Genomic DNA, 23,132 nt, shown 5'->3' with positions numbered 1-23,132 from the left:
GGCCTTACCTCGCGATGTCGAACCGGAAGGTTTCGGCCACCAGTCCGGGCCCGAAGGCCATGCCGAAACCTTTAGAATCCGGTGGTGCCTGCTGCATCATGCGGTCGAGCACGAACATCAGAGTGGCGGAGGACATATTGCCGAAATCCCGAAGGACGCCCCGTGACCAGCGTAGAGCCTCCGGGGCAAGCTCGAGGCCCTGCTCGACCGCATCGAGAATCGTGCGCCCCCCCGCATGAACGGCCCAGAGGTCGAAGTCGTCCTTGTGCTGTCCGCGCAGAACTCCGGCATCGTCGTTGCGCGTAGCCTCATGGCGGAGCGCTTTCGCGATCTGAAGCGGCACCTCGCCGGACAGGCTCATCTGAAAGCCGGCGTCACCGATGCGCCACGTGATCAGATCCCGCGTGTCCGGAATGGTCGCGACGCGGAAATCCTTCAGGGCAATTCCCTTGGGCTCGGCGGACACGAGGCTTGCGGCGCATCCGTCGCCGAACAACAGGGCGCCCAGGATCACTTCGAGGTCGGCGGTCTCCTGGAGATGGAGCGTGCAGAGTTCCAGGTTGACGACGAGCACCTTTGCAGAGGGCTCGGACCGGACGATGTGGTGCGCCAGCTTCAAGGCATTGACCGCCGCCGCGCAGCCCATGAACCCGACCATGGTGCGCTCGATGGAGGGATCGAGGCCGAGCCGCTCCATCAGCTGCTGATCGAGACCGGGAGCGGTAAAGCCGGTGCAGGATGCCACAACGAGATGGGTGAGAGAGGAAAGTTCCTCGCCCAAATCCATAGCCTCGACGGCTTTCTGGGCAAGATCGACCGCATGGGTTTCGAAACGGTCCATCCGGGTCGCAGTCCCGGCAAACTGCCCAGGCTGAAAGAAACCCTCCTGATCGGCGGCGATGTCCAGATTCTGGCTGGGCGTTAGGGTTGAGTAGCGATGCTCGATGGCGGAACGTTGCACCATGCGTCTGAAAAGAAGCTTGTCCTTTCGCTCGTGCAGGAAGTTGTCGACAAAGCCGATGAAGGTCTGGTGGACGTCATGCTCGGGCACAGCCGTGCCGATCCGGTTGATATACGCGCCTGTCACGAAGCCCATCCTGCCTATCTGCGCCCTGGTCGCTGCCCAGGCGTCAAAGACTGCCTTTCAAGGGACATAGGGCACAGGGCAGCCGAGTGAACGCGGGTGCGGCAGAAGTCGCACCCCGCCAACAGGCGGCCGACTCAGCGCGGTGTTGATGTCGCCGTGGGGGGCTGGAGCACACTCTCGGCAGATGGTGCCGCCTCGGGACGGCCCTGCTTGAGCGTCTGCTCCCGGGCGAAGATGAACAGGCCGGCAGCGACCACGATGAGGATGCCGAACAGGGCGAGGGCGTCCGGCCACTCGTCGAAGAACAGGGCGCCGATCGCCAGGGCCCAGAGGATCTGACTGTATTGGGTCGCTCCCAGGCGATCCGACGGGGCATACATGGTCGCCACGATGAACAGGGCCTGCGCCACGAAGGCTGTGGCGGCAAAAGCCAGGAGCAGGATCCACTGGTCTGCCGTCGGCCAAGTGAACCCCGGGATCATCAGCACCCCGGCGAGGAGGGTGGTTGCCAGGAACACTGTGCCGATCAGGGTAAACCGCTTTTCCGTCTGGCCGATCATGCGGCCGGCAATGACCCCACCGGCTGCGCACAATGCGGCGCTCAGGGCTGCAACATGGCCGGGCAGGAGCTCTTTGAATCCGGGACGGACGATGACCAGCACGCCGATGAAGGCCGCACAGACAGCCAGGCCGCGCCGCCACCTGACGTGCTCCTTCAGGATGAAGATGGAAAGCACCGTCACGAGGCTGGGCATGAGGAACAGGAGCGCGAAGGCCTCTGCAAAGGGCAGGCTCCGGAATGCGATGACGCTCAAGGGCGTCGTGACCGCGAGCAGGAATATCCTGAGACCCATGAGCCAGGGCCTGTTCCAGCGCAGGATGTCGAGCACGCTGTCGCCGGTCTTCATGAAGACCGGAGAGAGGATCAATGGAATGAGATAGCCGAAGAAGGTCACCTCGAACGGATCGAGATCATGGCCGATCGCCTTCACGATGGCATCGCCCCAGGCGAAGACCGCAAAAGCGAGGAAGGCGAGAACGATACCTTTGACCATGGTCGGGCAATCCCGCTTAAGAGGCGGATCAGAAAGGCAAAGGCGCCAGCCGATCAGGCCAGCGCCAACGGGCGGGATAACAGGATAACACTCTTATCGCGGCATGACGAGGCGAGGACGCTTGCGCTCCACCACCACGACCTTCGGGCCCTCATTGCGGTCGGGCATGGAGAAACGGTCTGCCAAGCGGACGGGCCGACGGACCGGCGTCTGAACTGCAGCCTTCATGGCCACGGGTCTGACCTCGTCCTCGGACATTCCCATGAGCTGCGCCGCAATCTGGATCTGGCTCTCCACGTCGTCCGTCAGACCCTGGGCCGCTGCAATAGCTTCCTCAAGGGCAGGGGGATCGACACGGGTCACGCGCCGGTTCTGAGTTTCCGAAGAATTTTTCTTGGCTAACATCGGGTCTCTCCTGCGCAGTCCCTTAACTCACGACCCTCAGGTTTGCGTAGTGCATGGTTGAGACGGCAGGGCTGCACTCAGCGCAAGCGAGGCTGAAACTCCGTCGATGCTCTTGAACGCCGCTGGAAGAAACCAGATCCATACAGAGATGTGGAAATCGTCGGGGAACAAAGGTTTTCAGGACGCAGCGCCTACCTGATTCCTATCCTCTGCGAGGCATCATCGCGATTCCTCTTTTCGGCCGGCAGGGATTCGACCATATCGGGCCCATGAGGCGTCCAGTGCCACCCTCGCCCGAAAAGAGACGAAAGGGATTCTCGTGTTCACTGCCAAAATTCTCCTCCTCGGATCCGGTGAGCTCGGCAAGGAGTTCGTGATTTCGGCCAAGCGGTACGGGTGCCATGTGGTGGCCTGTGACAGCTATGCCAACGCACCTGCCATGCAGGTATCGGATGAGGCCGAGGTGTTCTCCATGCTTGATGCGGACGCTCTGAGGGGTGCAATCGAGAAGCACCGGCCCGACTTCATCGTGCCCGAGATCGAGGCAATCCGCACGGAGGTCCTGCAGGAGTTCGAGGACAAGGGCTTCACGGTGGTGCCCTCCGCCCGCGCAGCATCCCTGACCATGAACCGGGATAGGATCCGCGAACTCGCCGCCACCGAGCTTGGGCTGCGCACGTCCAAGTACCGCTATGCGGAAAGCTTGGAAGAGGTCAAGGCCGGAGCCGGGCACACGGGCCTGCCCTGCGTGATCAAGCCCGTCATGTCCTCCTCGGGCAAGGGCCAGAGCACCGTTCGGACGGCAGACCAGCTGGAGCAGGCTTGGAACGATGCCGTGGCCAACATGCGGGGCGATCGCAAGAAGGTGATCGTCGAGGAGTTCGTCGCCTTCGAATACGAGATCACCCTGCTGACGATCCGCTCCCGCGAAGGTGTGTCCTTCTGCGAGCCTATCGGACACCGGCAGGAGCGGGGGGATTATCAGGAATCCTGGCAGCCGACCCCCATGACCGAGAAGCTGCTTGATGATGCCAAGGAGATGGCTCGCAGGGTTGTCGACAACCTCGGTGGCTATGGGATCTTCGGCGTCGAGTTCTTCGTCACCCGCGACGAGGTGATCTTCTCGGAGCTTTCGCCCCGTCCTCATGACACGGGTCTCGTCACGCTCCTGTCCCAGAACCTTTCCCAGTTCGATCTCCATGCCCGCGCTGTCCTGGGACTGCCGATCCCGCCGGTCCGGCTCCATGGACCGACCGCCTCGGCCGTGATCCTGGCGGACCGTGAGGCCGAACGATTCTCGATTGGGGGATTGCGTGAGGCGCTGGAGCTCGCCTCCAGTGGTGCGGACGTGGAGGTCCGCCTGTTCGGCAAGCCAACGACGCGCAAGCACCGCCGCATGGGCGTCGCTCTGGCGTCCGGCGGCACAGTGGAAGAGGCGCGCGGGCGGGCATCTCAGGCGGCGGCTCGGGTGCAGATCACGTACGAGGGCTGAGCCTTCGGGTCAGATCGCGGCGCTCTCCCGATCAAGAACGTCGGTCGTACGATGGTAGAACGCGCTTGCTTCCTCGTGAGAGGGGGCAATGCAGAGGATACCGAGCTTGCCGAACTCCGATAGGGCGCCGATCAGGTGGAAGACGACGCCCTTCTGGCAGGCTCCGTCGAAATGCAGCCTGTTGAGAGCCGCGATGTCGATCAGATCGCCAGGGGAGAGGCCACGATAGAGCGGCGATTCAAGGTTGTCGGAGGCATAGTAGCAGCGGGGGTGACCAGCCGGGGTGACGAAGTTCCCCGTTGCGGGATCGTAGCAGCCGTCCGTGAGGAACTCGAGCATCATGAACGGGTGCGTCGTTCCCCCGCGTCTCAGGTTGATTTCAATTGCGTAATGGCGCCATTCATTGCCTTCCAGAACCGACAGGAAGTCGATGGCGAAGCGCCCGCAGACGCCTTTCTCGGCAAGTGACCGAGCCGCCTTCAGGCCATCCTCCTGGATCTCCAGCCGGTAGTGCTCGTCGGCCGGGAAGGTGCAGCCGAGGAAAACCTGACCGCTGTCGCCGCCGAGCACCTGATCGTGGGTGGAGACGGGTTCAAGCTGCCCCAGGGGGTCGATGCGGAACTGGGCCGAGGGTGAGCGCTTGACCTCACCTTCGATGAACTCCTCCACGATGCCTCCCATGACCGAGAACTTTTCCTCGAACAGCTGCCAGGTCATGTCCTTTGCCTCGAAGGCCAGTTGAGTGAGACGGCTGCGGATCCAACTCCGCAGCTCGGGTCCTTCAGGTGCCTCCTCGTAGGCGAAGACTGCATTGCCCTCTCCTGAAAATCCCTCATTGAGCTTGACGACTGCGCGCCTGATGGCGGGCTGGCGTTGCTTCAGTTCGAAGAGGGCATCCGCGATCTGATCCGGCGTGAAGAGATCCTCGAAGCCCTCGGGCATCGCAATCCCGGCCTCCCGGAAGATCTTCCGGGAGCCGCTCTTGGATCCCAGGGACAACAGGTCCGGGTCGCAGCCATAGATCGGGAGGTCGAGGCTGAGCGCAAGGTCCCGCTCCAGCTCTGTGACGTTGAAGCAGATCATGTAGGCGGCGGCAGGATCTGTAACGGCGTCCCGGATCCGTTGCTGCAGGCGGGGGCGCTCGATGATCTTCTCGGTCAGGGACGTCCGCGAACCGTCATGGCAGGAGAGGAGGGTGAGGCGCTTCCTGGCATGCTGTGCCGGAATTCCCGGCAGCAGATGCAGGTAATAATCGATGATGGGCTCCGGGATTGTCTGGCTCGTCACATAGATGATCTGCGTCCGAGGCAGCCGCAGGAGCATGAGGTAGCAGAGCATCCGCTCCTCGTAATGATGCACTCCCGAGATGTTGGCGAGAACCTCCCGATCCATGGTCAGACTCGGAACGATGATGACCGTCCGGGGTGTGTCCTGATCTGAAAAGCCCTGAAACATGGCGGCCAGGCGGGCCTGCAGCTGTGCGAATGTTCCCGATCCTGGGTTAGGCGCTGTGGTGCCCGCTCCATCCATCATTGACCTGCGCTCCCCCTATCATGGAGGCCATGGGCGTCTGCCCTGCAGCGGAACGCCTGTGGTCAAGGTTTTGTTGCGCCCCGCCGCCGGCATGCAGGCGGGTGAGCCCTGGGCTCGTCCCTCGCCGGGAGTGTCCGATCGGTCACAGGGATGACCGTCCTTGGCCGGTCCCATGGCTCTCGGCAGCCGAGTGCCTAGATAGGGACTAGCTCCGCCCGGCATGACACAGGGAGGCTGGCTGCTGTCCAGCGTAAGTTCTTGAAGACAATCAATTTCGAAGCTCTCTTCAGCGCATCTCCCAATCCATACGTGCTGCTGGACCTCTCCCTCAAGATCGTCGGGATGAACGACGCCTATCTGAAAGTCACCATGCGGGAGCGGGACGATCTTATCGGGCGCGACATGTTCGAGGCCTTCCCCAGCGATCCGGACTCGCCGAGCCATCGCCAATTGCGGAATTCCTTCGAGAAGGTCATTCGCGAGAAGGCGGCCGACCATCTGCCGCTGATCGAATACGCCATCTCGCTGCCCAACGGCCAAGGTTTCGAGGAGCGCTTCTGGAGCGCGACCCATACGCCGCTCATCAATCATGCTGGAGAGATGACCTTCATCCTGCAGCACACGGTCGATGTGACGGAGCTTCAGCGTCTGAGGGCTCTGGCGCGGAGCTCTGGCTTGTCGGCAGGACCATCCGTCCTGATCGAGACAGACATGTTTCGCCGGGCGCAGGCGGTGCAGGAGGCAAATCAGGCCCTGACGGAGGAACGGCAGCATCTGCGCGGCCTGTTCGAACAGGCTCCCGGATTCATGGCAGCCCTCAGCGGTCCGGATCATGTTTTCACGATGGCCAATGCCGCCTATCTGCGGCTGGTTGGCCGTGAGAACATCGTGGGGAAGACCGTTCGGGAGGCTCTGCCCGAGGTCGTCGATCAGGGCTTCATGTCCCTGCTGGACCGCGTGCATCAGAGTGGGCAGCCCTTCGTTGGACGGAGCATCAGGATCGTCCTTGAGCCAATCTCCGGCGGTGCCCCCGAGGAGCGCTTTCTCGATTTCGTCTACCAGCCGATCTTCGATCCTGAAGGCAAGGTGTCCGGTATCTTCGTCCAGGGTCACGACGTGACCGAGCAGAAGCGAAATGAAGAGGCCTTACGCGAAAGCGAGGAACGCTTTCGCGTGATTGCCAACTCCATCGACCAGATGATCTGGGCAACGCAGCCGAACGGCTTCCACGACTATTACAATCAGCGCTGGTACGAGTTTACAGGCGTTCCTGAAGGCACGACCGACGGCGAGGAATGGAGCGGCATGTTCCATCCAGAGGATCAGGACCGGGCTTGGGGCGTCTGGCGCCAATGTCTGGAAACGGGGGAGCCATACCATATCGAATACCGGCTTCGGCATCGCTCCGGCGAGTATCGCTGGGTTCTGGGGCGGGCTCAGCCGCTGCGCGACGACAAGGGGCGCATCGTTCGATGGTACGGCAGCTGCACAAACATCCATGACCTCAAGCAGGCCCAGGAGGAGACGCGCCGGCTGGCGTCGATGCTCGCCGAGCGCGTGGCTGAACTCGATGAGGCAAATGACGAGATCCAGCGCTTTGCCTATATCGTGAGCCACGATCTCAGGGCACCTCTCGTGAACGTGATGGGCTTCACGAGCGAACTAGAGGCTGCGCAGGTCGAAGTGGAGCGCTTCTATCGGGACGTTCTCGAGAAGGCTCCCCGTCTGGTCACGCCGGAAGCCCGCACGGCTGTCGAGACGGACCTGCCGGAGGCGATGGGGTTCATACGATCCTCAACCGTCAAGATGGACAAGCTGATCAACGCCATTCTCAAACTGTCCCGCGAGGGCAGGCGCGTGCTCATGCCGGAGCCGCTCACCATGCGCCAGTTGTTGGAAACCCAGCGCCAAAGCGTCGCACATCAGCTCCAGGAGCGCGGCGCGCAACTCCTCATCGAAAGCGTTCCCGATCTTACGAGCGACCGCCTCGCAATCGAGCAGGTATTCGGGAACCTGATCGAGAATGCCGTCAAGTATCTCGACCCGAGCCGTGCGGGCCGGATCGAGGTGCGTGGCAGGGAGCTGGGTATCGATGTCGAATACGAAATTCAGGACAACGGGCGTGGAATCGACCCCAAGGACTTCGAGCGGATCTTCGACCTGTTCCGTCGATCCGGAGTGCAGGACCAGCAGGGGGAGGGCATCGGGCTTGCGCATGTGCGTGCGCTCGTGCGAAGGCTCGGCGGGACGATTACCGTGTCGTCGCGACTGCATGAGGGCTCGACCTTCAGAGTCGTTATGCCAAAATACATCAGCATGACTTCGGAAGCCGCCTAGTGCCCCAGCAACAACCTGTCACCATCATCATGGTCGAAGACGATGAGGGGCATGCCCGCCTGATCGAGAAGAACATTCGCCGCGCAGGAGTCTGCAACGAGATCAGGACCTTTGCGAGCGGGACGAGCGCCCTGGAGCACCTGTTCAGCGAAGACGTTCGCAATGCAGGGCCGTTCCTCGTTCTGCTGGATCTGAACCTGCCGGACATGAACGGGGTGGACATTCTCATCAAGCTGAAAGCCGACGAGAAGTTGAAACGCGCACCGGTGGTTGTGCTCACGACCACCGATGACCAGCGCGAGATCCAGCGATGCTATGATCTCGGCGCCAACGTCTACATCACGAAGCCGGTCGAATACGAATCGTTTTCCCAGGCGATACGTCAGCTGGGACTTTTCCTGTCGGTCATTCAGGTTCCCGAGTCGCTATGATCGAGAGCGATACAGCCGGCCAGCCGATCCGGCTTCTGTATATTGATGACGACCGTGGACTTGGTCGGCTCGTCGAGCGGACCCTTTCACGTCATGGATTCCAGGTGAGGCACGCGACGAGCGGCGACGAAGGGCTCAACCAGCTCGCCGCAGAGCGCTTCGACGTAATCGCATTGGATCACTTCATGCCCGACAAGGAGGGACTGGAGGTCCTCACCGAAATCCATAAGCTCTCCGATCCTCCGCCCGTGGTCTATGTGACCGGCGCCGATGAGGGCCGGATCGCGGTTGCCGCTCTCAAGGCAGGTGCTGCGGACTATGTCATAAAGGACGTTGGCGGGGTCTTTCTCGACCTCCTCCGCACAGCTGCCGAACAGGCGCTTGCGGCGGCACGCCTCAGACGCGAGAAGGAAGCTGCCGAACGGCAGATGCGCGAGGCGCGGGAACGGGCGGAAATGCTCCTGCGCGAAGTCAACCACCGCGTTGCCAACAGCCTGCAGCTTGTCGCTTCCCTCGTTGCCATGCAGGAGAGGGCGCTCGGGAGCGACACGGTCGCCAAGGATACTCTGACCGAAACCCAAAGCCGTATCACGGCCATCGCACAGATTCACCGCCGGCTTTACACCTCCAACGATGTACGCTTCGTGGAGATGGATACTTATCTGGAGGGGCTGATTGAGGAACTGGAAGGTGCCATGCGGGCCGCTGGTCGCGTGCATACCATCCGGGTTCTGGCGGAACCGATTTCTATTCCGACCGATAAAGCCGTTTCGGTTGGCGTCATCGTGACGGAACTTGTCACCAACGCCTTCAAGTACGCCTACCCGGAAGGTGCATCCGGCGACATCCGTGTTGCCCTATCGTCCTGCGGCGAGCAGGTCGTTCTTGTCGTTGAGGATGACGGCATCGGCTGGACGGGTGACGGAGAAGTGCAGGGAAGCGGGCTTGGCACCAAGATCGTGAGAGCCATGGCGTCCAATCTGCAGTCTGCCATAGAGTTCGACCGCCAGCACGCGGGAACTCGCGCCGTGCTGATCTTCTCCGTCTGACGAGACTCTTTGGTGGCAGGCATTCACATGACAAGGTGCGCACAATGGCTGCGGCGCCCCTTGTTGTATGGTCCATGAAGGTTTCTCGGACCGTCAGATCACGTAGAAGTGGCTGTATTTCAGGTTGATGCCCGCGTCGATCTTGGCGAATTCGACGGCCTTGAACTTCGTGCCGGAACCGTCCGCATCATAGGATAGAATGCCCGCAGCCTTGTTGTAGATCAGGTAGTCGTTCTTGTCCTTGGACACCGCGCCGACGGTGAAGAAGTTCTTGTTCAGCTGCGACGGCTTGTCGAGCGACCCATTGCCGAGCTTCTTGAACACGGCATCGTCAAGGTGGAACTTGTCGTCCTTCGCCTTGAAGTCAGTGATCGTGTCGAAGTTTACCTTTCGGTCGGTCGTAGAACTTCCCATCTTTCCGTCGAACACGAACTTGTCCTTGCCGGAGCCTCCCGACAGGGTGTCGTTGCCATAGCCGCCGAAAACGACGTCGTCGCCTTCGACAGCCGCGATCACGTTCTTGCCGGAGTTACCGATCATCACGTTGTTCAGATGATTGCCGGTGAGGCTGAGGGCGACTGTGCCGCTGGCGGTGATGTTGCTGACATTGCTTGCGAGGGTCATGCTGGAGGAGGTGACGAGCGTCTTCTCTTCCTGCAGCCAGATGAGATCGCCGGCAAAGGTGGAAGGCAGAACGAACCCGTCCGGCATCTCGTCGCCGAAGATGTAGTCCACGCCGCCCGTGCCGTAGAGCCTGTCGGAGCCGGCGCCGCCAACGATCAGGTCATCGCCGCCATTGCCGTAGCCGATGTCGTCGCCGGTTCCGCCGATCATCACGTCTCGGGTGTTGCCACCGAACAGCTGATCGTTGCCCTCTTTGCCGCTCAGGCCATTTACGCCCTCGTTGCCGTAGAGATTGTCGTCTCCGTCCGCGCCGATCAGCTTGTCCCGGTCATTGCCGCCATAGCCGTTCTGACCCTTGCCGATATCCCGCCACTCGTACTTGCGAAAGGCGACCTGCCGCTCATCGTTGACTTCGAGCTCCGCCGGCTTGCGGCCTCCCATCGCGATCAGATCCGCGAATTTGACCACCGCTCCGTCACCGAGCTTGATGGCTGTGGCGGAACTGCCGTCCAGTCCCGAGTAGTCGTTGAAGACGATGGCCCCACCGTCGCTGAACACCAATGCCAGCTTGTTATGCTTCGGGGTATCGATCCAGTTAGCAACCTTGCCGACCCAAGTGGCCTTGATGTCCTTGAGAGAATAGCCTGAGAGCTCGATGACATCGTCACCTGGCCTGAAATCCCAGATCATATCAACGCCATCGCCCTTGGCGTAGCGGTAGGTATCCTGACCGTCGTTGGCGTAGAGGTTGTCGCCGATGAGAACCTTGTTCAGCTTTCCGTTGCCGGGATTCCAGGCAATCTCGCCACGGTCCGTGCCGCCGTAGATCGTGTCGTTGCCGCCTTCGCCCTGCATCTCATCGTTGCCGCGGCCACCATGAATGAAGTCGTCGTGGTCGCCAGCTTCGATGAGGTCGTCGTTTCCGATCTCCTGGGGAGGAACAACTACAGGAGGTTGGACTTCAACCTTGGACAGCCCGGCGTCGACGGCTGTGACATGCCTCGTCGTCTCATCGATCTTGTAGGAGCTCGCGCGACCGGCCGCGTCTGCGTCGCTGTCGCGCGTTCCATCCGAGCCGGCACTCCGCAGGGTGAACAGATATGTCCCGTCGGAGCCCTTGCCGAATAGAACGTCGTAAGTGCCAAAGGACAAGTCTTTAAACTGATACTCGCCGTTGCCGTCCGTCATGACGGTCGAGACGATCTTGCCGCTGGAATCGATGAGCTTGACCTCGATATTCGGCAGACCGGTTTCTTTGCTAGCGTCGTCCTGGACTCCATCCTTGTCGAGATCGAGCCAGACACGTCCCGAGAGGGAGCCGGTCGGTGCCGGCGGGGTTGTAACGGGTGGCGCGGCCGGTGCCAGGCCCCAAAGCTTGAGGCTGTCGTCGCGTTTGGTGCCATCCTCACCGACACTCATGAGGCGCGCGCCGAAGCCCTGCAGCGCCAGATGCTCAAGAGTGAGGTTGTCAGTGGCATGGTCGATGATGACGGTGATCGTCTTGACGTCGTCGCGGCCGATGCCGGACGTGCCGATTCCAATTCCCGCATCGTAAGGAGTTAAGGGGCGGCCGTTCATATTATCGCTGTTTTCAGCGCCCGGCACGGCTTCAACCCCGTCGGCATCGAATACGCGCCCGGTGACGAAGGCAGCGCTGCTCCCCGATCCTACGATCGAGAGACCTTTCAGCCACGCTACATCAGTGGGATTGTCGTCAATGCCCGCAAAGTGGAAGAAGATGCCACGCAGATCGGCCGTATCCTTGTCTGCGTCACCGTCGTTGTCGACGATGGATGCAGTCAACCGAAGCGTGCTGTCCGCCAGTTGCTCTATGAGAAAATTAACCGCAGGAGTCCCGATTTCGTACACGGAACCGGAATTTCCGACCAGTTCATCCTTGTTGATGATGAACTCGATCGCCCGAACGACGCCAGACATTCAACTTGCCCCCAGACCAGAGTGGGCCGGCGCAGTGAAGCCAGAGCAAGCCACTCGATATTTTGGGGACTATCAACTCCTTCCATGACGTAAAGTCAATCACTGCTTAAGTTTCCGGTAGCCCGGTCAAGATGAGATTAGACAAGGATTACATTCCATCTAGACAATAAGGTAACATTGGTTGTCTGGAGTGTCGCAACGCCGAGATCGTCTTCCTGAGCGGATCCGGACAAAATTCCTTGATGTACGAAATCCACTTTACCTGGGGGTATTTCTTCTGGAGGAAGTGGCGTTCAGTCGTGCCCGGATTTCCCCAACGAGAATACTCAGCTCCCTTTGCAGCCGGTTCAACCGGGACAGAAGTTCGCCATCCTGCATGACGGCAGCAGAGGTGCTTTCGGTCTCAATTGAAGGTTGTTGCGTCATGCTGCGCAACTCCTCCAATGTTGTCGGGCCGATATTCGGCACCGTCAGCCATTGGGCATCGGAGATGCTGGCCACCTCACGGATCGTAGGACAGCGGCCCTGGAACTCTGCCAGTATGGCTCCCCGGACGCGGCCGGAGCACTTCTCAATCGGAAATGGATCGTCCAAACCCATCTCACACCCTCGCATACTCACCAGTGAGATACTGTCCATCAAGAAAGCGACCCTCAAGACTTGGCCGTGTCGGATAATCATGCGTACCGGCTAATTGTGGAAAAGAGCAGACGTCATTTTGGGGATGAGAGCATGCGTTCGGAGTAGCCAAATTGTTCCACATCTACATTGGGCCGCTCCGAGAGGGTACGCAGGCTCAAATCTTTGAACCCATTACCCAAAAATGGGCTAGGCATTCGCTCACAACCCCCGTGCCTCCACATCCGCCTCATCCGCCGAAATATCGTGACTCCCATGCTCCGCACGCTCATTATTAGCCGGCAACCTTATTGCGATCTTGGCTTTTGCCCGATAAGCAGAGCGATTGTGCCGTCTTTTCCGATCATCGAGGGCTGAATGTCTGCAACGTCCGTCCTGATCCACCTTTTCGGTGAGATTGCCCTGCTTCTCTGGGGCATCACCATGGTCAACAGCGGAGTGCAGCGCGCTTTCGGCAGCGATCTGCGCTGGATACTTGGCATGGCGTTGAGAACGCGCCTCCAGGCTTTCCTGGCGGGTGTCGGCGTCACGACCGTCCTCCAAAGCAGCACGGCGACGGCCCTGATGGTCGCTTCGTTCACCGCGGGCGGAGCCGTGGACATCGTGCCGGCTCTCGCGGTGATGCTCGGAGCGAATGTCGGCACGACATTGATCGTGCAGGTTCTCTCCTTCGATGTTTCCCTGATCTTTCCAATTCTCATCTTCGGGGGCTTCATGGCCTTCAGGCGCGGAAAGACGAGCCGCGTCAAGGATCTCGGTCGCGTAGCCATCGGGCTCGGTCTGATGCTGCTGTCGCTCCACCTCCTGAGCGAAACGGTCCATCTGATCGAGGGATCGGTCGTTCTCAAGGAACTCCTTGCGTCCATTGCGTCCGACCCGCTGATCCTCGTGCTTCTCTCGGCCTTCTTCGCATGGATGGCCCATTCCAGCGTCGCCGCGATGCTGCTGATCATGTCCCTGGCAGCGGCCGGTGTCGTCGGACCGGCCGCGGCTCTGGTGATGGTGCTCGGCGCCAATCTCGGCAGCGCGCTAAACCCTTTCCTCGAAGCCATGGGGGGTGATCCGGCGAAAATCCGGGTCCCGGTCGGCAACCTGGCCACCCGGGTCGTCGGCTGTGCCGTAGCCATTCCCCTGATCGACCCGATCCTCTCCGCTATGGCAGCGTTCGATCCGAACCCATCCCGGGTGGCGGCGAATTTTCATACGATCTTCAACGTCGTGTTGGCCGCCGTCTTCATCCTGCCCCTGCCGTGGATTGCGAAGCTGCTGGTCAGGGCTTTCCCGGAAAAGCTCCAGGCCTCGGATCCCGGCGTGCCGCAATACCTGGACAAGGATGCCCTGGATACCCCGTCAGTCGCCTTGTCCAACGCAGCCCGTGAGGTTCTGCGGATGGTCGATACGGTCGAATCGATGCTGCGCAGTTCGCAGGACCTCTTCCGGGAAGACGACATCAGCCGCGTCGATCAGGTCAGCCGGACTGATGACGTGCTCGATCGGCTGTTCAGCGCCATCAGGCGCTACCTGAGCTCTATCAACCATGAAGCCTTGAACGAGACGGAAGCGAAGCGCCTCTCGGACATTCTCGCCTTCGCCATCAACCTGGAGCACGTGGGCGACATCATCGACAAGAACCTGATGGAGCTCGCCGCCAAGCGCATCAAGAACCATCTGCGCCTTCCGAAGGACAGCCTGGACGACATCACCAGCATGCACGCCAAGCTGCTGGAGCACCTGCAGCTGGCCGCATCCGTCCTCATGTTCCAGGACATCGGCTCCGCCCGAAGACTTGTCTCCGAGAAGGAGCGGTTCCGCGATCTCGAGCGCGCCGTGGCACAGAAGCATCTCGATCAGCTCAGGTCGGGCAGGACTGTGGGAGATACGAGCACTCTGCAGCTCGACATCGTACGAGACTTGAAGCGCATCGAGGCCCATATCGCCTCCACGGGACATTCCCTCCTCGAGCAGAGCGGTGAGCTCAAGCCGAGTCGCCTGACCTCCTGATCCCGAAAGCTACTTCTGGTCCTTCAGGGTGCGCCAGTCCATGTAGCGGACCGGATCGGGCAGTCCGATGTCGCGCCGCTCATGGTCAGACAGTTGGCTTAGATCCGAAACCAGCGAATCGTGCCGCGGGAAAGCCGGACGAAACCAGAGTTTCAGGCGCAGCCAAGCGCCCTCGATGCCGCGCAGGCGGCGAGTCTCTTCGTACCTCATGACAGCCTACCGATTGTTGCGTCAGAGGGCTTCCAGCGCCCTCGATCAAGCATCCATAAGGTGCTCCTGTTTCAGGAGCTTGACAAAGCAAATGCCAATGGGCTGGCATAAGGCAGCCTTATGGATCAACCATGCCAAAGCTGCCATCGAAACTGCCACCCATGAGCGCCGTCAGAGTCTTCGAGGCGGCGGCACGGCATCAGAGCTTCACCCGAGCAGCCGAGGAGCTGGGCATGACCCAGGCCGCGGTGAGCTACCAGATCAAGATCCTTGAGGATCGGATCGGCGCGCCCCTGTTCGTACGCCTGCCGCGCCATGTCACCCTGACGGCAAAAGGGCGGCAGCTTGCTCCTGCCGTGACCGAGGCGTTCGAAGCATTGCGCACGGCTTTTGCAGGCATCGAAGCGACGGCTCAATCCGTTCTCTCGATCTCGACACTCACGACATTTGCGTCCAATTGGCTGGTTCCACGGCTGGGTCGCTTTCAGCAGCTTCGTCCCGACATTGCCGTTCAGATCAGTGTCTCAGGGCAGGTGGTGGATTTCGGCCAGAGTGACTTCGACGTGGCGATCAGGAGCGGGAACGGCAACTGGCCCGGCCTGGAGGCGCATCTGCTGTTTCCAAACCTGTTCACCCCTGTCTGCAGCCCCGAGCTGATAAGGGGCGTCACCCTCAAGGATCCTTCGGACATCCTCAGATTCCCGATCATCTCGCCGAGTGATCCGTGGTGGCAGGATTGGTTCAGTGCGGCAGGCGTGCTGGACTTCGATCCCTCTCAACGCCCCGACAACAATCTCGGGGCTCAGCAGTTCGAGGGCATGGCCGCCATGGCAGGGCAGGGGTTCGCCTTGATCAACCCTTATTTCTTCCCAGGGGATCTTGCGGCAGGTCGCCTCGTCCAACCCTTCGACCTGCTCGCCACGTCCGAGCGGGGCTACTGGCTGGTCTACCCAAAGGCGAGAAGGCGCTCCGCCAAGATCGAGGCTTTTCGAGACTGGGTTTTGAGCGAGGTGGCCGGAGATGCTGAAAGCACATCGGCGCTGGTCGGGGTGGAAGCAAGGGCCTAGGGACCTGGCTGAGCCCAGCTACTCCGCCGCTTGCGCCTCTGCAGGCTTGGGCTTCAGGTGCACCAGCATGTCGATCAGCGCCCGATCGTGGAGCACGACCATCCGCTCCTTACTGTGGAGCCAGCTCACCGCATCGTCGATAGTCTCGGCATCGACCAGCTTGGCCTCCGCGAGAGCGCGCTCGGTCTCGATGATGCCGCGCTTGCGGGGCGGCGCCGGCGGAAGCATCTCGATGTGGCGCTCCCTCAAAATCGGATCCTCGTAGATGGCCCTGAGGCTGTCGGCGTCGTCGAAGCCGAAAGTGACGTTGCGGGCCTGGAGTTCGTTGGCGCGGGTGGCGATAGCCGGAGGCTGGTGCTCCTCGGGTGTCCTGAGGAGCCCAAGCCGCTTCAGGGCAAGACCCGCTCCGAGCTGGCCGCTGAGCCATGACAGAGGGATCGCCAGCAGCAGACCAATAATCGTCGGCGACATCCACAGGAAGAGGGAGGTGGCGATCATGAAGGCGGAGAGACCGGCAAGGGCTCCGAGAACCGTATGGGCCCGGTGCCGGCGGACGATGTCCTTGAACGGAATGGAGCCGTCGTCGCGGCGCTGCGGCTGCCAGCCCGTGTCGCGTCCAAGCAGGATCTGGAACACCGAACCAGACTGGATCAGCATGAGGATCGGGGCCAGAAGTGCCGACAGGATGATCTCGATCGTCGAGGAGATGATCAGCCGGACGCCGCCTCCGGACGCACGCCGGTCGCTGCCTCGAACGAGCATCAGCATCAGGCCGAAGAGCTTCGGCGCCAGCAGGATGCCCATGGTCAACGCGAAGAGCCACAGAGCCCGCTCGGGGTCGAACCGGGGCCAGATCGGGTAGAGGCGGAAGTCGCGGGCGAAATATTCAGGCCGGATGTATGTCGTCTGCAGGACAAGGGCGATGCCGACGATCAGCTGGAACAGCCAAAACGGCGAAGCGAGATACGACATGATGCCGGTAGCGAAGTGCTGCCGCGTCGGAAGCTTCAGGCCCTTCGCGGTTACCACCCGCATGTGCTGGAGATTGCCCTGGCACCAGCGCCGGTCGCGGGCCGACAGGTCGATGAGGGAAGGCGGGCTCTCCTCATAGGAACCCTGCAGGTCGGCCAGCATGTAGACCGACCAGCCGGCCCGGCGGAGCAGGGCGGCCTCGACGAAATCGTGGCTGAGGATATGGCCGCCGAAGGGCGGCTTGCCCTTCAGGTCCGGCAGCCCGCCATGGGCCGCGAAGGCCCTGGTGCGGATGATGGCATTGTGGCCCCAGTAATTGCCGTCGCGGCCCATCCAGACCGCAAGGCCCATGGCGATCACCGGACCGGTGACGCGGGCGGCATATTGCTGGAGGCGGGCAAAGAGGGTGTTGCGGTTGATGATGAGCGGCAGGGACTGGATGATGCCGGCATCCGGATCGGCCTCCATGGCGGCTGCCAGACGCACGATGCACTCACCAGTCATGAGGCTGTCGGCATCGAGCACAAGCATGTGCTCGAAATGCCCGCCCCAGCGGGAGACGAAGTCGGCGATGTTGCCGGCCTTGCGGTGATGATTCTTCTGCCGATGGCGATAATAGAACCGCGCACCGGGCCCGAGGCGCTCCTTCAGGGCGAGGAACGCTCTCTCCTCCGCAACCCAGGCATCGGGATTGGTGGTGTCGGAGAGAATGAAATAGTCGAAGCTGTCCCCAAGCCCGGTTGCGTGTACAGATTCGTAGATCGCCTCAAGGGCTGCGAAGGTCCGGTCCGTCTGCTCGTTATAGACCGGCATGACGATTGCGGTCTTATGCTCAAGCGATGAAGGCAGCTGCCCCCGATGCCCCGGGCGGCGGAGCAGGGCCAGGAAGCCCAGCAGGGCGCTGGTGAAGGCAACGGAAATCCACGAGAAGTTGACGGTGAAGAGGCCGACGAGGACCCACTGAAGGGCCGTGGTGCGGCTCACCGACACCACCTGATACATCTCCCAGGTGCCGTAGGCCGTAAGCAACAGACCACCGCCGAACACGAAGAGGCGGGCAAGCCAGGTTCCCAGCTTGGGGTGCTTCAGAACCGGTTTGCGCTCCTCGGAGGCCGACCAGCGCCGGAGCGATTGGGTCGGCATGTCCAGGTGCTTTTCGGGAGGCATAGCGGCCGCAGGCCGCTCAAGGGCGGCTACATTCGGATTCGAATCGTGACTTACGGTGTCCAACGATACAGCCATGTCTCGCTAATCGGTTTCCCGCCTGCTTCTAGGATCAGGCGCATCTCACACGCGTTTTCGTTGCCCGGGTCAAGCTCGAATGCGACACGTACTGTCTTTCTCTCCGGATATGGCAAAAGTTTGAGGTTTTGGAACGTTCCAGGGCCAACGGTTAAGACGGATCTTAGGTCCGCCGGCAGGTTTTCGCCAAGCATATCGCCAAGGAAGTCGACCGTGAACCGCCGCCGGCGGCCTCCGCTGCCCCGGCCCGAGCGGGTCTGCGTCACCGTCGCGAGGGGCGGCCGCTCCGGAGCATTCCAGCCCCAGTACTGCCGATAGGCGAGGGCGACCTCGGAGCCTGCCGCCATGGGCGCCCTCGGGCGCCAGTAAGCAAGAATATTGTCGTTGATCTCGGCGTCGGTCGGGATCTCCAGCAGCTGCACGCTGCCCTGACTCCAATCCCCCAGTGGTTCGATCCAGACGCTGGGTCGACGCTCGAAGCGCTGGTCGTCATCCTGGAAAGCCTCGTAGGAGCGCTCCCGTTGAAGCAGGCCGAAGCCGCGGGGAGAGTTGTCCACGAATGCGGAGATCTGAAGTGTCTCCGGGTTCTGAAGCGGGCGCCACAGCCATTCCCCAGAGCCGTTCAGCATCTGGAGCCCGGAGGACTCGTAGACGGCGGGCCGAATATCGTCCGTATTGATCAGATCGTTAGGTCCATAAAGATACGTGGAGGCGAGGCCTCCCAGGCCAACGTGCTCCAGGTTGACGCGAGGGAACAGGGTGGTCTCCACATCGACGATGGTCATGTCGCCGGGGCGGAAGGTCATGCGGACCGCTCCGGTCGTCGAATCGGAATCGAGTACGCCGTGGATGGTGATGCTGTTGCTGCCGACGGCCGGGCGCTCGAGCCAGAAGGCCCGGAAGACCGGAAATTCCTCGCCGCGGGCCTCGGCCGGACGCAAGGTCAGCGCCCGCGCGATGGCACCATAGTTCTGTCCGCGGGCGAGGGCCCGGAAGAAGGTGCCGCCCTGCACCACGGCGAAGTCGAAAGGCTTGCCGTTGCCCACCTGTGCGATCAGCCGGAACCCTGAATAGCGGATGTCGGCGAGGTTGTTCGGCAGATTGATCCGACCGAAGTCGAACTGTGAGGGATTGTAGCCGATCCGGCGAACCGCCCCGTCCTCGACGATGAAAAGTTCGACCGCATCCCGGAAGACGAATCCGCGATGGAGCGGCTCGATGGCAATCCCGCGCGCTTCGGAACTCCAGATCGGCGGTTGAGTGTAGCGGATCGCTCCATACTGCTCCGGGTTCAAATTTGCGAAGACGTCCGGCAGGTCGTTCGGGGGTGCAGCAAACGGTTTCCTGGAAAGCTGGCGCGCGATGTCTACGACCACCGCCGGATCGAACCTCTGATTCTCTCCCATCCTCGCGGAAATCGTCTCTTGAGGTGTTTGAGCTCTAAGGGACGGCGCGTATGCCAGCCCGGCGACGGAGGCACCGATGTAAGCCAGCATGTCGCGCCGGCGAGGATGGAAGGGGGATGGACCCCTTGGCTGAACCGGCACAGTGATACTCTTGCGTAAACGAAGGCTCTTCAGCCAGACAAGTGGAATGCCCTATACATATCGTCAATCATGAGCACGAAGTAAACGCGGCCATTGGGAAAACTGCCTGATTGCCCATGAAACGATTGCCGATCTACCTCTTCTGATTTAGCTGCACCGCAGAACCTTACCGGATTGAAACTACATGACATCGCCTCACACCGCCCAACCGTCATCCCGGAGCTGCCTCGCCATCGTGCTCGCGGCAGGTGAAGGCACCCGGATGAAGTCCGCAAAGCCCAAGGTCCTGCATCGGGTTGCCAACCGCTCCATGCTGGCACACGTGCTGGCGGCTCTTGCCCAGGCGGGCGCAACCGGGACCGCAGTCGTGATCGGTCCTGACCGTGAGGACGTCGCCAAGGAGGTTCAGAAAGTCTCGGCCGAGGCCCGGATCTTCGTCCAAAATGACCGGCTCGGAACCGCCCATGCGGTTCTGAGCGCCCGGGAGACGTTGGCGCAGCCCGCCGACGATGTGATCATCGCCTTTGGCGATACGCCCCTGATCCTGCCCGAGACCTTCACCAGGCTGAGGGCTCCCCTGGCCGAGGGGGCAGCTGTGGTCGCCATGGGTTTCGAGGCTAAGGACCCGACGGGCTATGGCCGCCTCATCACCTCGGGCGACGAGCTCCTGGCGATTCGCGAGCACAGGGATGCCAGCGAGGCAGAGCGGGCCATTACCCTGTGTAACGGCGGGCTGATGGCCATCCGAGGCGATCTGGCTCTGGCTCTCCTCGACCGCGTGGAGAACCGGAACTGCAAGGGCGAGTATTATCTCACCGACATCGTCGAGATCGCCCGCAGCCTTGGCCACAGGACGGCGATTGCCGTCGTGCCGGAGGAGGAGGTGCATGGGGTCAACGATCGGGCTCAGCTTGCAGCCGCCGAGCGCATGATCCAGGACAGGCTGCGCCAGGCCGCGATGGCCGCCGGCGTCACGCTGGTCGCCCCGGAGACGGTCTATTTCAGCCACGACACCCGGCTGGGGCAGGATGTTGTGGTCGAGCCGCATGTGGTCTTCGGTCCAGGCGTCGTGGTCGAGGAGGGAGCGATAGTCCACAGCTTCAGCCATCTGGAGGGCGCGCGGATCGCCTCCGGCGCCGGAGTGGGACCCTTCGCGCGCCTGCGTCCCGGCGCGGCCATCGGTCCCAAGGCCAAGGTCGGGAACTTCGTGGAAATCAAGAACACGGACGTGGGGGCGGGAGCCAAGGTCAGCCATCTGACCTATCTTGGCGACGCGAGCGTAGGGGCTGAGGCGAACATCGGGGCCGGCACCATCACCTGCAATTACGATGGGTTCGGCAAGTACAGGACCGAGATCGGCGCGGGGGCCTTCATCGGGTCCAACTCTTCGCTTGTGGCTCCCATCACTATCGGAAGGGGAGCCTTCGTCGGCTCCGGCTCCGTCATTACGGAGAATATCCCCGACGATGCCCTCGGCCTCGGTCGCGGACGTCAGACGATCAAGGAAGGCTGGGCCATCTCGTTCCGGGAAAAAGCCGAGGCGGCCAAGCGGAAGTAAGCGCAGCTGTCACATTAGGTTACGCAAGTTGATTCTGCCCCGGGGGGCCGCCTCTGTATGAGAGGCGTTAAGCGTAGCGTTGGTCGCGTTGCGAAAGGAAGCTTATCGATATGTGCGGGATTGTTGGGATCATTGGGAAAACGCCTGTGGCGCAGCAGATCGTGGAGGCGCTCAAGCGGCTTGAATACCGTGGTTACGACTCCGCCGGCGTGGCGACCCTGGAGGAGGGGCGCCTCGACAGACGGCGTGCCGAGGGCAAGCTGCGCAATCTCGAGACCAAGCTCTCCCAAGCCCCGCTCTCCGGGATTATCGGCATCGGCCATACCCGCTGGGCCACCCATGGCAAGCCCAACGAGACCAACGCTCACCCGCATGCCACCGACAAGCTGGCAGTGGTCCATAACGGCATCATCGAGAACTTCCGCGAACTCAAGACGGGCCTGGAAGCCAAGGGAATCCGGTTCGAGACCGAAACCGATACCGAAGTGGTGGCCCAACTCGTCACCTACGAGATCCACCAGGGTCGTGGGCCCATCGAAGCGGTGGCCGTGACCCTGCCGCGCCTTCGCGGTGCCTTTGCGCTGGGGTTTCTGTTCTCCGGTGAGGAGGATCTGCTGATCGGAGCGCGCCACGGCGCTCCTCTCGCCATCGGCTACGGTCAGGGCGAGATGTATCTCGGGTCAGACGCACTGGCGCTGGCGCCGTTTACGGACGAGGTCGTCTACCTCGAAGACGGCGACTGGGCGATCCTGAGCCATAGAGGGGCGGATATTCACGATGAGTCCGGGCGCTCCGTGCATCGTCCCCGGCACAAGATCCCGGCCGGATCCTTCATGGCCGATAAGGGCAACTACCGCCACTTCATGGCCAAGGAGATCCACGAGCAGGCGGAGGTGGTCGGGCGCACACTCGCGCATTACGTCAACTTCGCAGGCGAACGGGTTGAGCTGCCTTTCGAATTGCCCTTCGACTTTAAGAGCCTGAATCGCATCTCGATCTCCGCTTGCGGCACGGCCTATCTGGCGGGGTTGATCTCCAAGTACTGGTTCGAGCGTCTGGCACGCATTCCGGTTGAGATCGATGTCGCGTCCGAGTTCCGTTACCGGGAGGCACCTTTGGAGCCTGGCGGCCTGGCTCTCTTCGTGTCGCAATCGGGCGAGACGGCGGACACCCTGGCGTCCCTGCGCTACGCCACGGCCGAGAAGCAGCATACCCTCTCCGTGGTGAACGTGCCGACCTCGACCATGGCCCGCGAGAGCAATGTGGTCGCGCAGACCCTAGCCGGCGTCGAGGTTGGCGTCGCCTCGACCAAGGCCTTCACCTGCCAGCTCACGGTGCTTCTGTCGCTCGCCATTGCAGCCGGCCGCGCAAGGGGGACGCTGAGCACCGAGGACGAGAGACAGCTGGTGAATGCCCTAATCGCCGTGCCGGGGCAGATCACCGAGGCGATCAAGCGGGAGCATCAGATCGAGGTTCTCTCCCGTGAACTCTCCAAGGCCAAGGACGTGCTCTACTTGGGTCGAGGCACGTCCTATCCTCTGGCCATGGAAGGCGCATTGAAGCTCAAGGAAATCTCCTACATCCACGCGGAAGGGTATGCGGCCGGCGAGCTGAAGCACGGACCCATCGCGCTCATCGACGAGACGATGCCCGTCATCGTGATCGCGCCGCACGACAACATCTTCGAGAAGACAGTCTCCAACATGCAGGAAGTCGCAGCCCGTGGCGGCCGCATCATCCTGATTACGGACGAGCGGGGCGCCCTGGAGAGCGGTCTCGACACCATGGCCACCATCGTGATGCCGTCCGTGCATCCCATCGTAGCGCCGATCATCAACGCGGTTCCGATCCAGCTGCTCGCCTATCATACGGCGGTCTTCATGGGGAAGGATGTGGACCAGCCGCGCAATCTCGCCAAATCCGTGACCGTGGAGTGATCCCTTCT

At 61.6% G+C, this 23,132-nt stretch carries 17 protein-coding genes; 8 read left to right on the top strand and 9 right to left on the bottom strand.

Translation table 11 applies throughout. The annotated features are described in order from the left end of the window. Nucleotides 1-4: 4 nt before the first annotated feature. From AC0QTX_RS18035 to AC0QTX_RS18025, 3 genes are all read right to left on the bottom strand, one after another. On the bottom strand, nt 5-1,096 hold the full coding sequence (locus tag AC0QTX_RS18035; RefSeq protein ID WP_474605196.1) for a type III polyketide synthase: 1,092 nt from the start codon (nt 1,094-1,096) through the stop codon (nt 5-7). Nucleotides 1,097-1,221: 125 nt separating this feature from the next. After that, a complete protein-coding gene (locus tag AC0QTX_RS18030; protein WP_474605195.1) occupies nt 1,222-2,142 on the bottom strand; it encodes a DMT family transporter in 921 nt (306 codons plus the stop codon). A 93-nt stretch (nt 2,143-2,235) separates the two neighbouring features. Next, entirely contained in the window at nt 2,236-2,547 is a 312-nt protein-coding gene (locus tag AC0QTX_RS18025) for a hypothetical protein (protein WP_474605194.1), read from the bottom strand. 319 nt (nt 2,548-2,866) lie between these two features. On the opposite strand from AC0QTX_RS18025, the gene purT reads away from it, so the two are divergent. Beyond that, a complete protein-coding gene (gene purT / locus AC0QTX_RS18020; protein ID WP_474605193.1) occupies nt 2,867-4,039 on the top strand; it encodes a formate-dependent phosphoribosylglycinamide formyltransferase in 1,173 nt (390 codons plus the stop codon). Between the two features lie 9 nt (nt 4,040-4,048). Here the strand turns inward: purT and AC0QTX_RS18015 are convergent, their stop codons facing one another. Further along, entirely contained in the window at nt 4,049-5,572 is a 1,524-nt protein-coding gene (locus AC0QTX_RS18015; RefSeq protein ID WP_474605192.1) for a peptide ligase PGM1-related protein, read from the bottom strand. Between the two features lie 258 nt (nt 5,573-5,830). On the opposite strand from AC0QTX_RS18015, the gene AC0QTX_RS18010 reads away from it, so the two are divergent. From AC0QTX_RS18010 to AC0QTX_RS18000, 3 genes are read left to right on the top strand one after another with little or no spacing between them, the layout of a single operon-like run. Then, on the top strand, nt 5,831-7,909 hold the full coding sequence (locus AC0QTX_RS18010; RefSeq protein WP_474605191.1) for a PAS domain-containing sensor histidine kinase: 2,079 nt from the start codon (nt 5,831-5,833) through the stop codon (nt 7,907-7,909). A 29-nt stretch (nt 7,910-7,938) separates the two neighbouring features. Then, entirely contained in the window at nt 7,939-8,340 is a 402-nt protein-coding gene (locus AC0QTX_RS18005) for a response regulator (RefSeq protein ID WP_474605219.1), read from the top strand. Beyond that, nucleotides 8,337-9,389, top strand: coding sequence for a sensor histidine kinase (locus AC0QTX_RS18000; protein WP_474605190.1), 1,053 nt, complete (start codon nt 8,337-8,339; stop codon nt 9,387-9,389). Before AC0QTX_RS18005 ends, AC0QTX_RS18000 begins: the two co-directional genes overlap by 4 nt. Nucleotides 9,390-9,482: 93 nt before the next feature. Here AC0QTX_RS18000 and AC0QTX_RS17995 read toward each other — a convergent pair whose 3' ends face one another. Next, the gene (locus AC0QTX_RS17995) at nt 9,483-11,951 is read right to left on the bottom strand and encodes an SdrD B-like domain-containing protein (RefSeq protein WP_474605189.1); all 2,469 of its coding nucleotides are present in this window, start codon (nt 11,949-11,951) and stop codon (nt 9,483-9,485) included. A 258-nt stretch (nt 11,952-12,209) separates the two neighbouring features. Continuing rightward, entirely contained in the window at nt 12,210-12,551 is a 342-nt protein-coding gene (locus AC0QTX_RS17990; RefSeq protein WP_474605188.1) for a hypothetical protein, read from the bottom strand. Between the two features lie 396 nt (nt 12,552-12,947). Here AC0QTX_RS17990 and AC0QTX_RS17985 point away from each other — a divergent pair, with 396 nt between their 5' ends. Beyond that, a complete protein-coding gene (locus AC0QTX_RS17985; RefSeq protein ID WP_474605187.1) occupies nt 12,948-14,591 on the top strand; it encodes a Na/Pi cotransporter family protein in 1,644 nt (547 codons plus the stop codon). Between the two features lie 9 nt (nt 14,592-14,600). On the opposite strand, the gene AC0QTX_RS17980 is transcribed toward AC0QTX_RS17985, so the two are convergent. Next, nucleotides 14,601-14,801, bottom strand: coding sequence for a hypothetical protein (locus AC0QTX_RS17980; RefSeq protein WP_474605186.1), 201 nt, complete (start codon nt 14,799-14,801; stop codon nt 14,601-14,603). 131 nt (nt 14,802-14,932) lie between these two features. On the opposite strand from AC0QTX_RS17980, the gene gcvA reads away from it, so the two are divergent. After that, the gene (gcvA, locus tag AC0QTX_RS17975) at nt 14,933-15,868 is read left to right on the top strand and encodes a transcriptional regulator GcvA (RefSeq protein WP_474605185.1); all 936 of its coding nucleotides are present in this window, start codon (nt 14,933-14,935) and stop codon (nt 15,866-15,868) included. An 18-nt stretch (nt 15,869-15,886) separates the two neighbouring features. On the opposite strand, the gene mdoH is transcribed toward gcvA, so the two are convergent. Together mdoH and AC0QTX_RS17965 are read right to left on the bottom strand one after the other, a co-directional pair. Further along, a complete protein-coding gene (mdoH, locus tag AC0QTX_RS17970; RefSeq protein ID WP_474605184.1) occupies nt 15,887-18,082 on the bottom strand; it encodes a glucans biosynthesis glucosyltransferase MdoH in 2,196 nt (731 codons plus the stop codon). Then, nucleotides 18,058-19,488 carry an OpgD/OpgG family glucan biosynthesis protein gene (locus AC0QTX_RS17965; protein ID WP_474605183.1) on the bottom strand — a complete coding sequence of 477 codons (1,431 nt, stop codon included), beginning with the start codon at nt 19,486-19,488 and terminating at the stop codon, nt 18,058-18,060. Before AC0QTX_RS17965 ends, mdoH begins: the two co-directional genes overlap by 25 nt. A gap of 325 nt (nt 19,489-19,813) precedes the next feature. On the opposite strand from AC0QTX_RS17965, the gene glmU reads away from it, so the two are divergent. Then, nucleotides 19,814-21,187, top strand: a complete 1,374-nt coding sequence (gene glmU, locus AC0QTX_RS17960) for a bifunctional UDP-N-acetylglucosamine diphosphorylase/glucosamine-1-phosphate N-acetyltransferase GlmU (RefSeq protein WP_474605182.1) — start codon at nt 19,814-19,816, stop codon at nt 21,185-21,187. Between the two features lie 110 nt (nt 21,188-21,297). Beyond that, nucleotides 21,298-23,124, top strand: coding sequence for a glutamine--fructose-6-phosphate transaminase (isomerizing) (glmS, locus tag AC0QTX_RS17955; RefSeq protein ID WP_474605181.1), 1,827 nt, complete (start codon nt 21,298-21,300; stop codon nt 23,122-23,124). Nucleotides 23,125-23,132: the final 8 nt, after the last annotated feature.

It is taken from the genome of Microvirga sp. jy35 (genome assembly GCF_056148915.1).
This window is presented reverse-complemented; position numbering and strand designations above follow the sequence as displayed.

Excerpts from the sequence above, each read along its gene's own strand:
- AC0QTX_RS18035 (WP_474605196.1), bottom strand. The coding sequence starts at position 1,096 with ATGGGCTTCGTGACAGGCGCGTATATCAACCGGATCGGCACGGCTGTG.
- AC0QTX_RS18030 (WP_474605195.1), bottom strand. The coding sequence starts at position 2,142 with ATGGTCAAAGGTATCGTTCTCGCCTTCCTCGCTTTTGCGGTCTTCGCC.
- AC0QTX_RS18025 (WP_474605194.1), bottom strand. The coding sequence starts at position 2,547 with ATGTTAGCCAAGAAAAATTCTTCGGAAACTCAGAACCGGCGCGTGACC.
- AC0QTX_RS18015 (WP_474605192.1), bottom strand. The coding sequence starts at position 5,572 with ATGATGGATGGAGCGGGCACCACAGCGCCTAACCCAGGATCGGGAACA.
- AC0QTX_RS18005 (WP_474605219.1), top strand. The coding sequence starts at position 7,939 with ATGGTCGAAGACGATGAGGGGCATGCCCGCCTGATCGAGAAGAACATT.
- AC0QTX_RS18000 (WP_474605190.1), top strand. The coding sequence starts at position 8,337 with ATGATCGAGAGCGATACAGCCGGCCAGCCGATCCGGCTTCTGTATATT.
- AC0QTX_RS17995 (WP_474605189.1), bottom strand. The coding sequence starts at position 11,951 with ATGTCTGGCGTCGTTCGGGCGATCGAGTTCATCATCAACAAGGATGAA.
- AC0QTX_RS17990 (WP_474605188.1), bottom strand. The coding sequence starts at position 12,551 with ATGGGTTTGGACGATCCATTTCCGATTGAGAAGTGCTCCGGCCGCGTC.
- AC0QTX_RS17985 (WP_474605187.1), top strand. The coding sequence starts at position 12,948 with ATGTCTGCAACGTCCGTCCTGATCCACCTTTTCGGTGAGATTGCCCTG.
- AC0QTX_RS17980 (WP_474605186.1), bottom strand. The coding sequence starts at position 14,801 with ATGAGGTACGAAGAGACTCGCCGCCTGCGCGGCATCGAGGGCGCTTGG.
- gcvA (WP_474605185.1), top strand. The coding sequence starts at position 14,933 with ATGCCAAAGCTGCCATCGAAACTGCCACCCATGAGCGCCGTCAGAGTC.
- mdoH (WP_474605184.1), bottom strand. The coding sequence starts at position 18,082 with ATGGCTGTATCGTTGGACACCGTAAGTCACGATTCGAATCCGAATGTA.
- AC0QTX_RS17965 (WP_474605183.1), bottom strand. The coding sequence starts at position 19,488 with ATGGGAGAGAATCAGAGGTTCGATCCGGCGGTGGTCGTAGACATCGCG.
- glmU (WP_474605182.1), top strand. The coding sequence starts at position 19,814 with ATGACATCGCCTCACACCGCCCAACCGTCATCCCGGAGCTGCCTCGCC.
- glmS (WP_474605181.1), top strand. The coding sequence starts at position 21,298 with ATGTGCGGGATTGTTGGGATCATTGGGAAAACGCCTGTGGCGCAGCAG.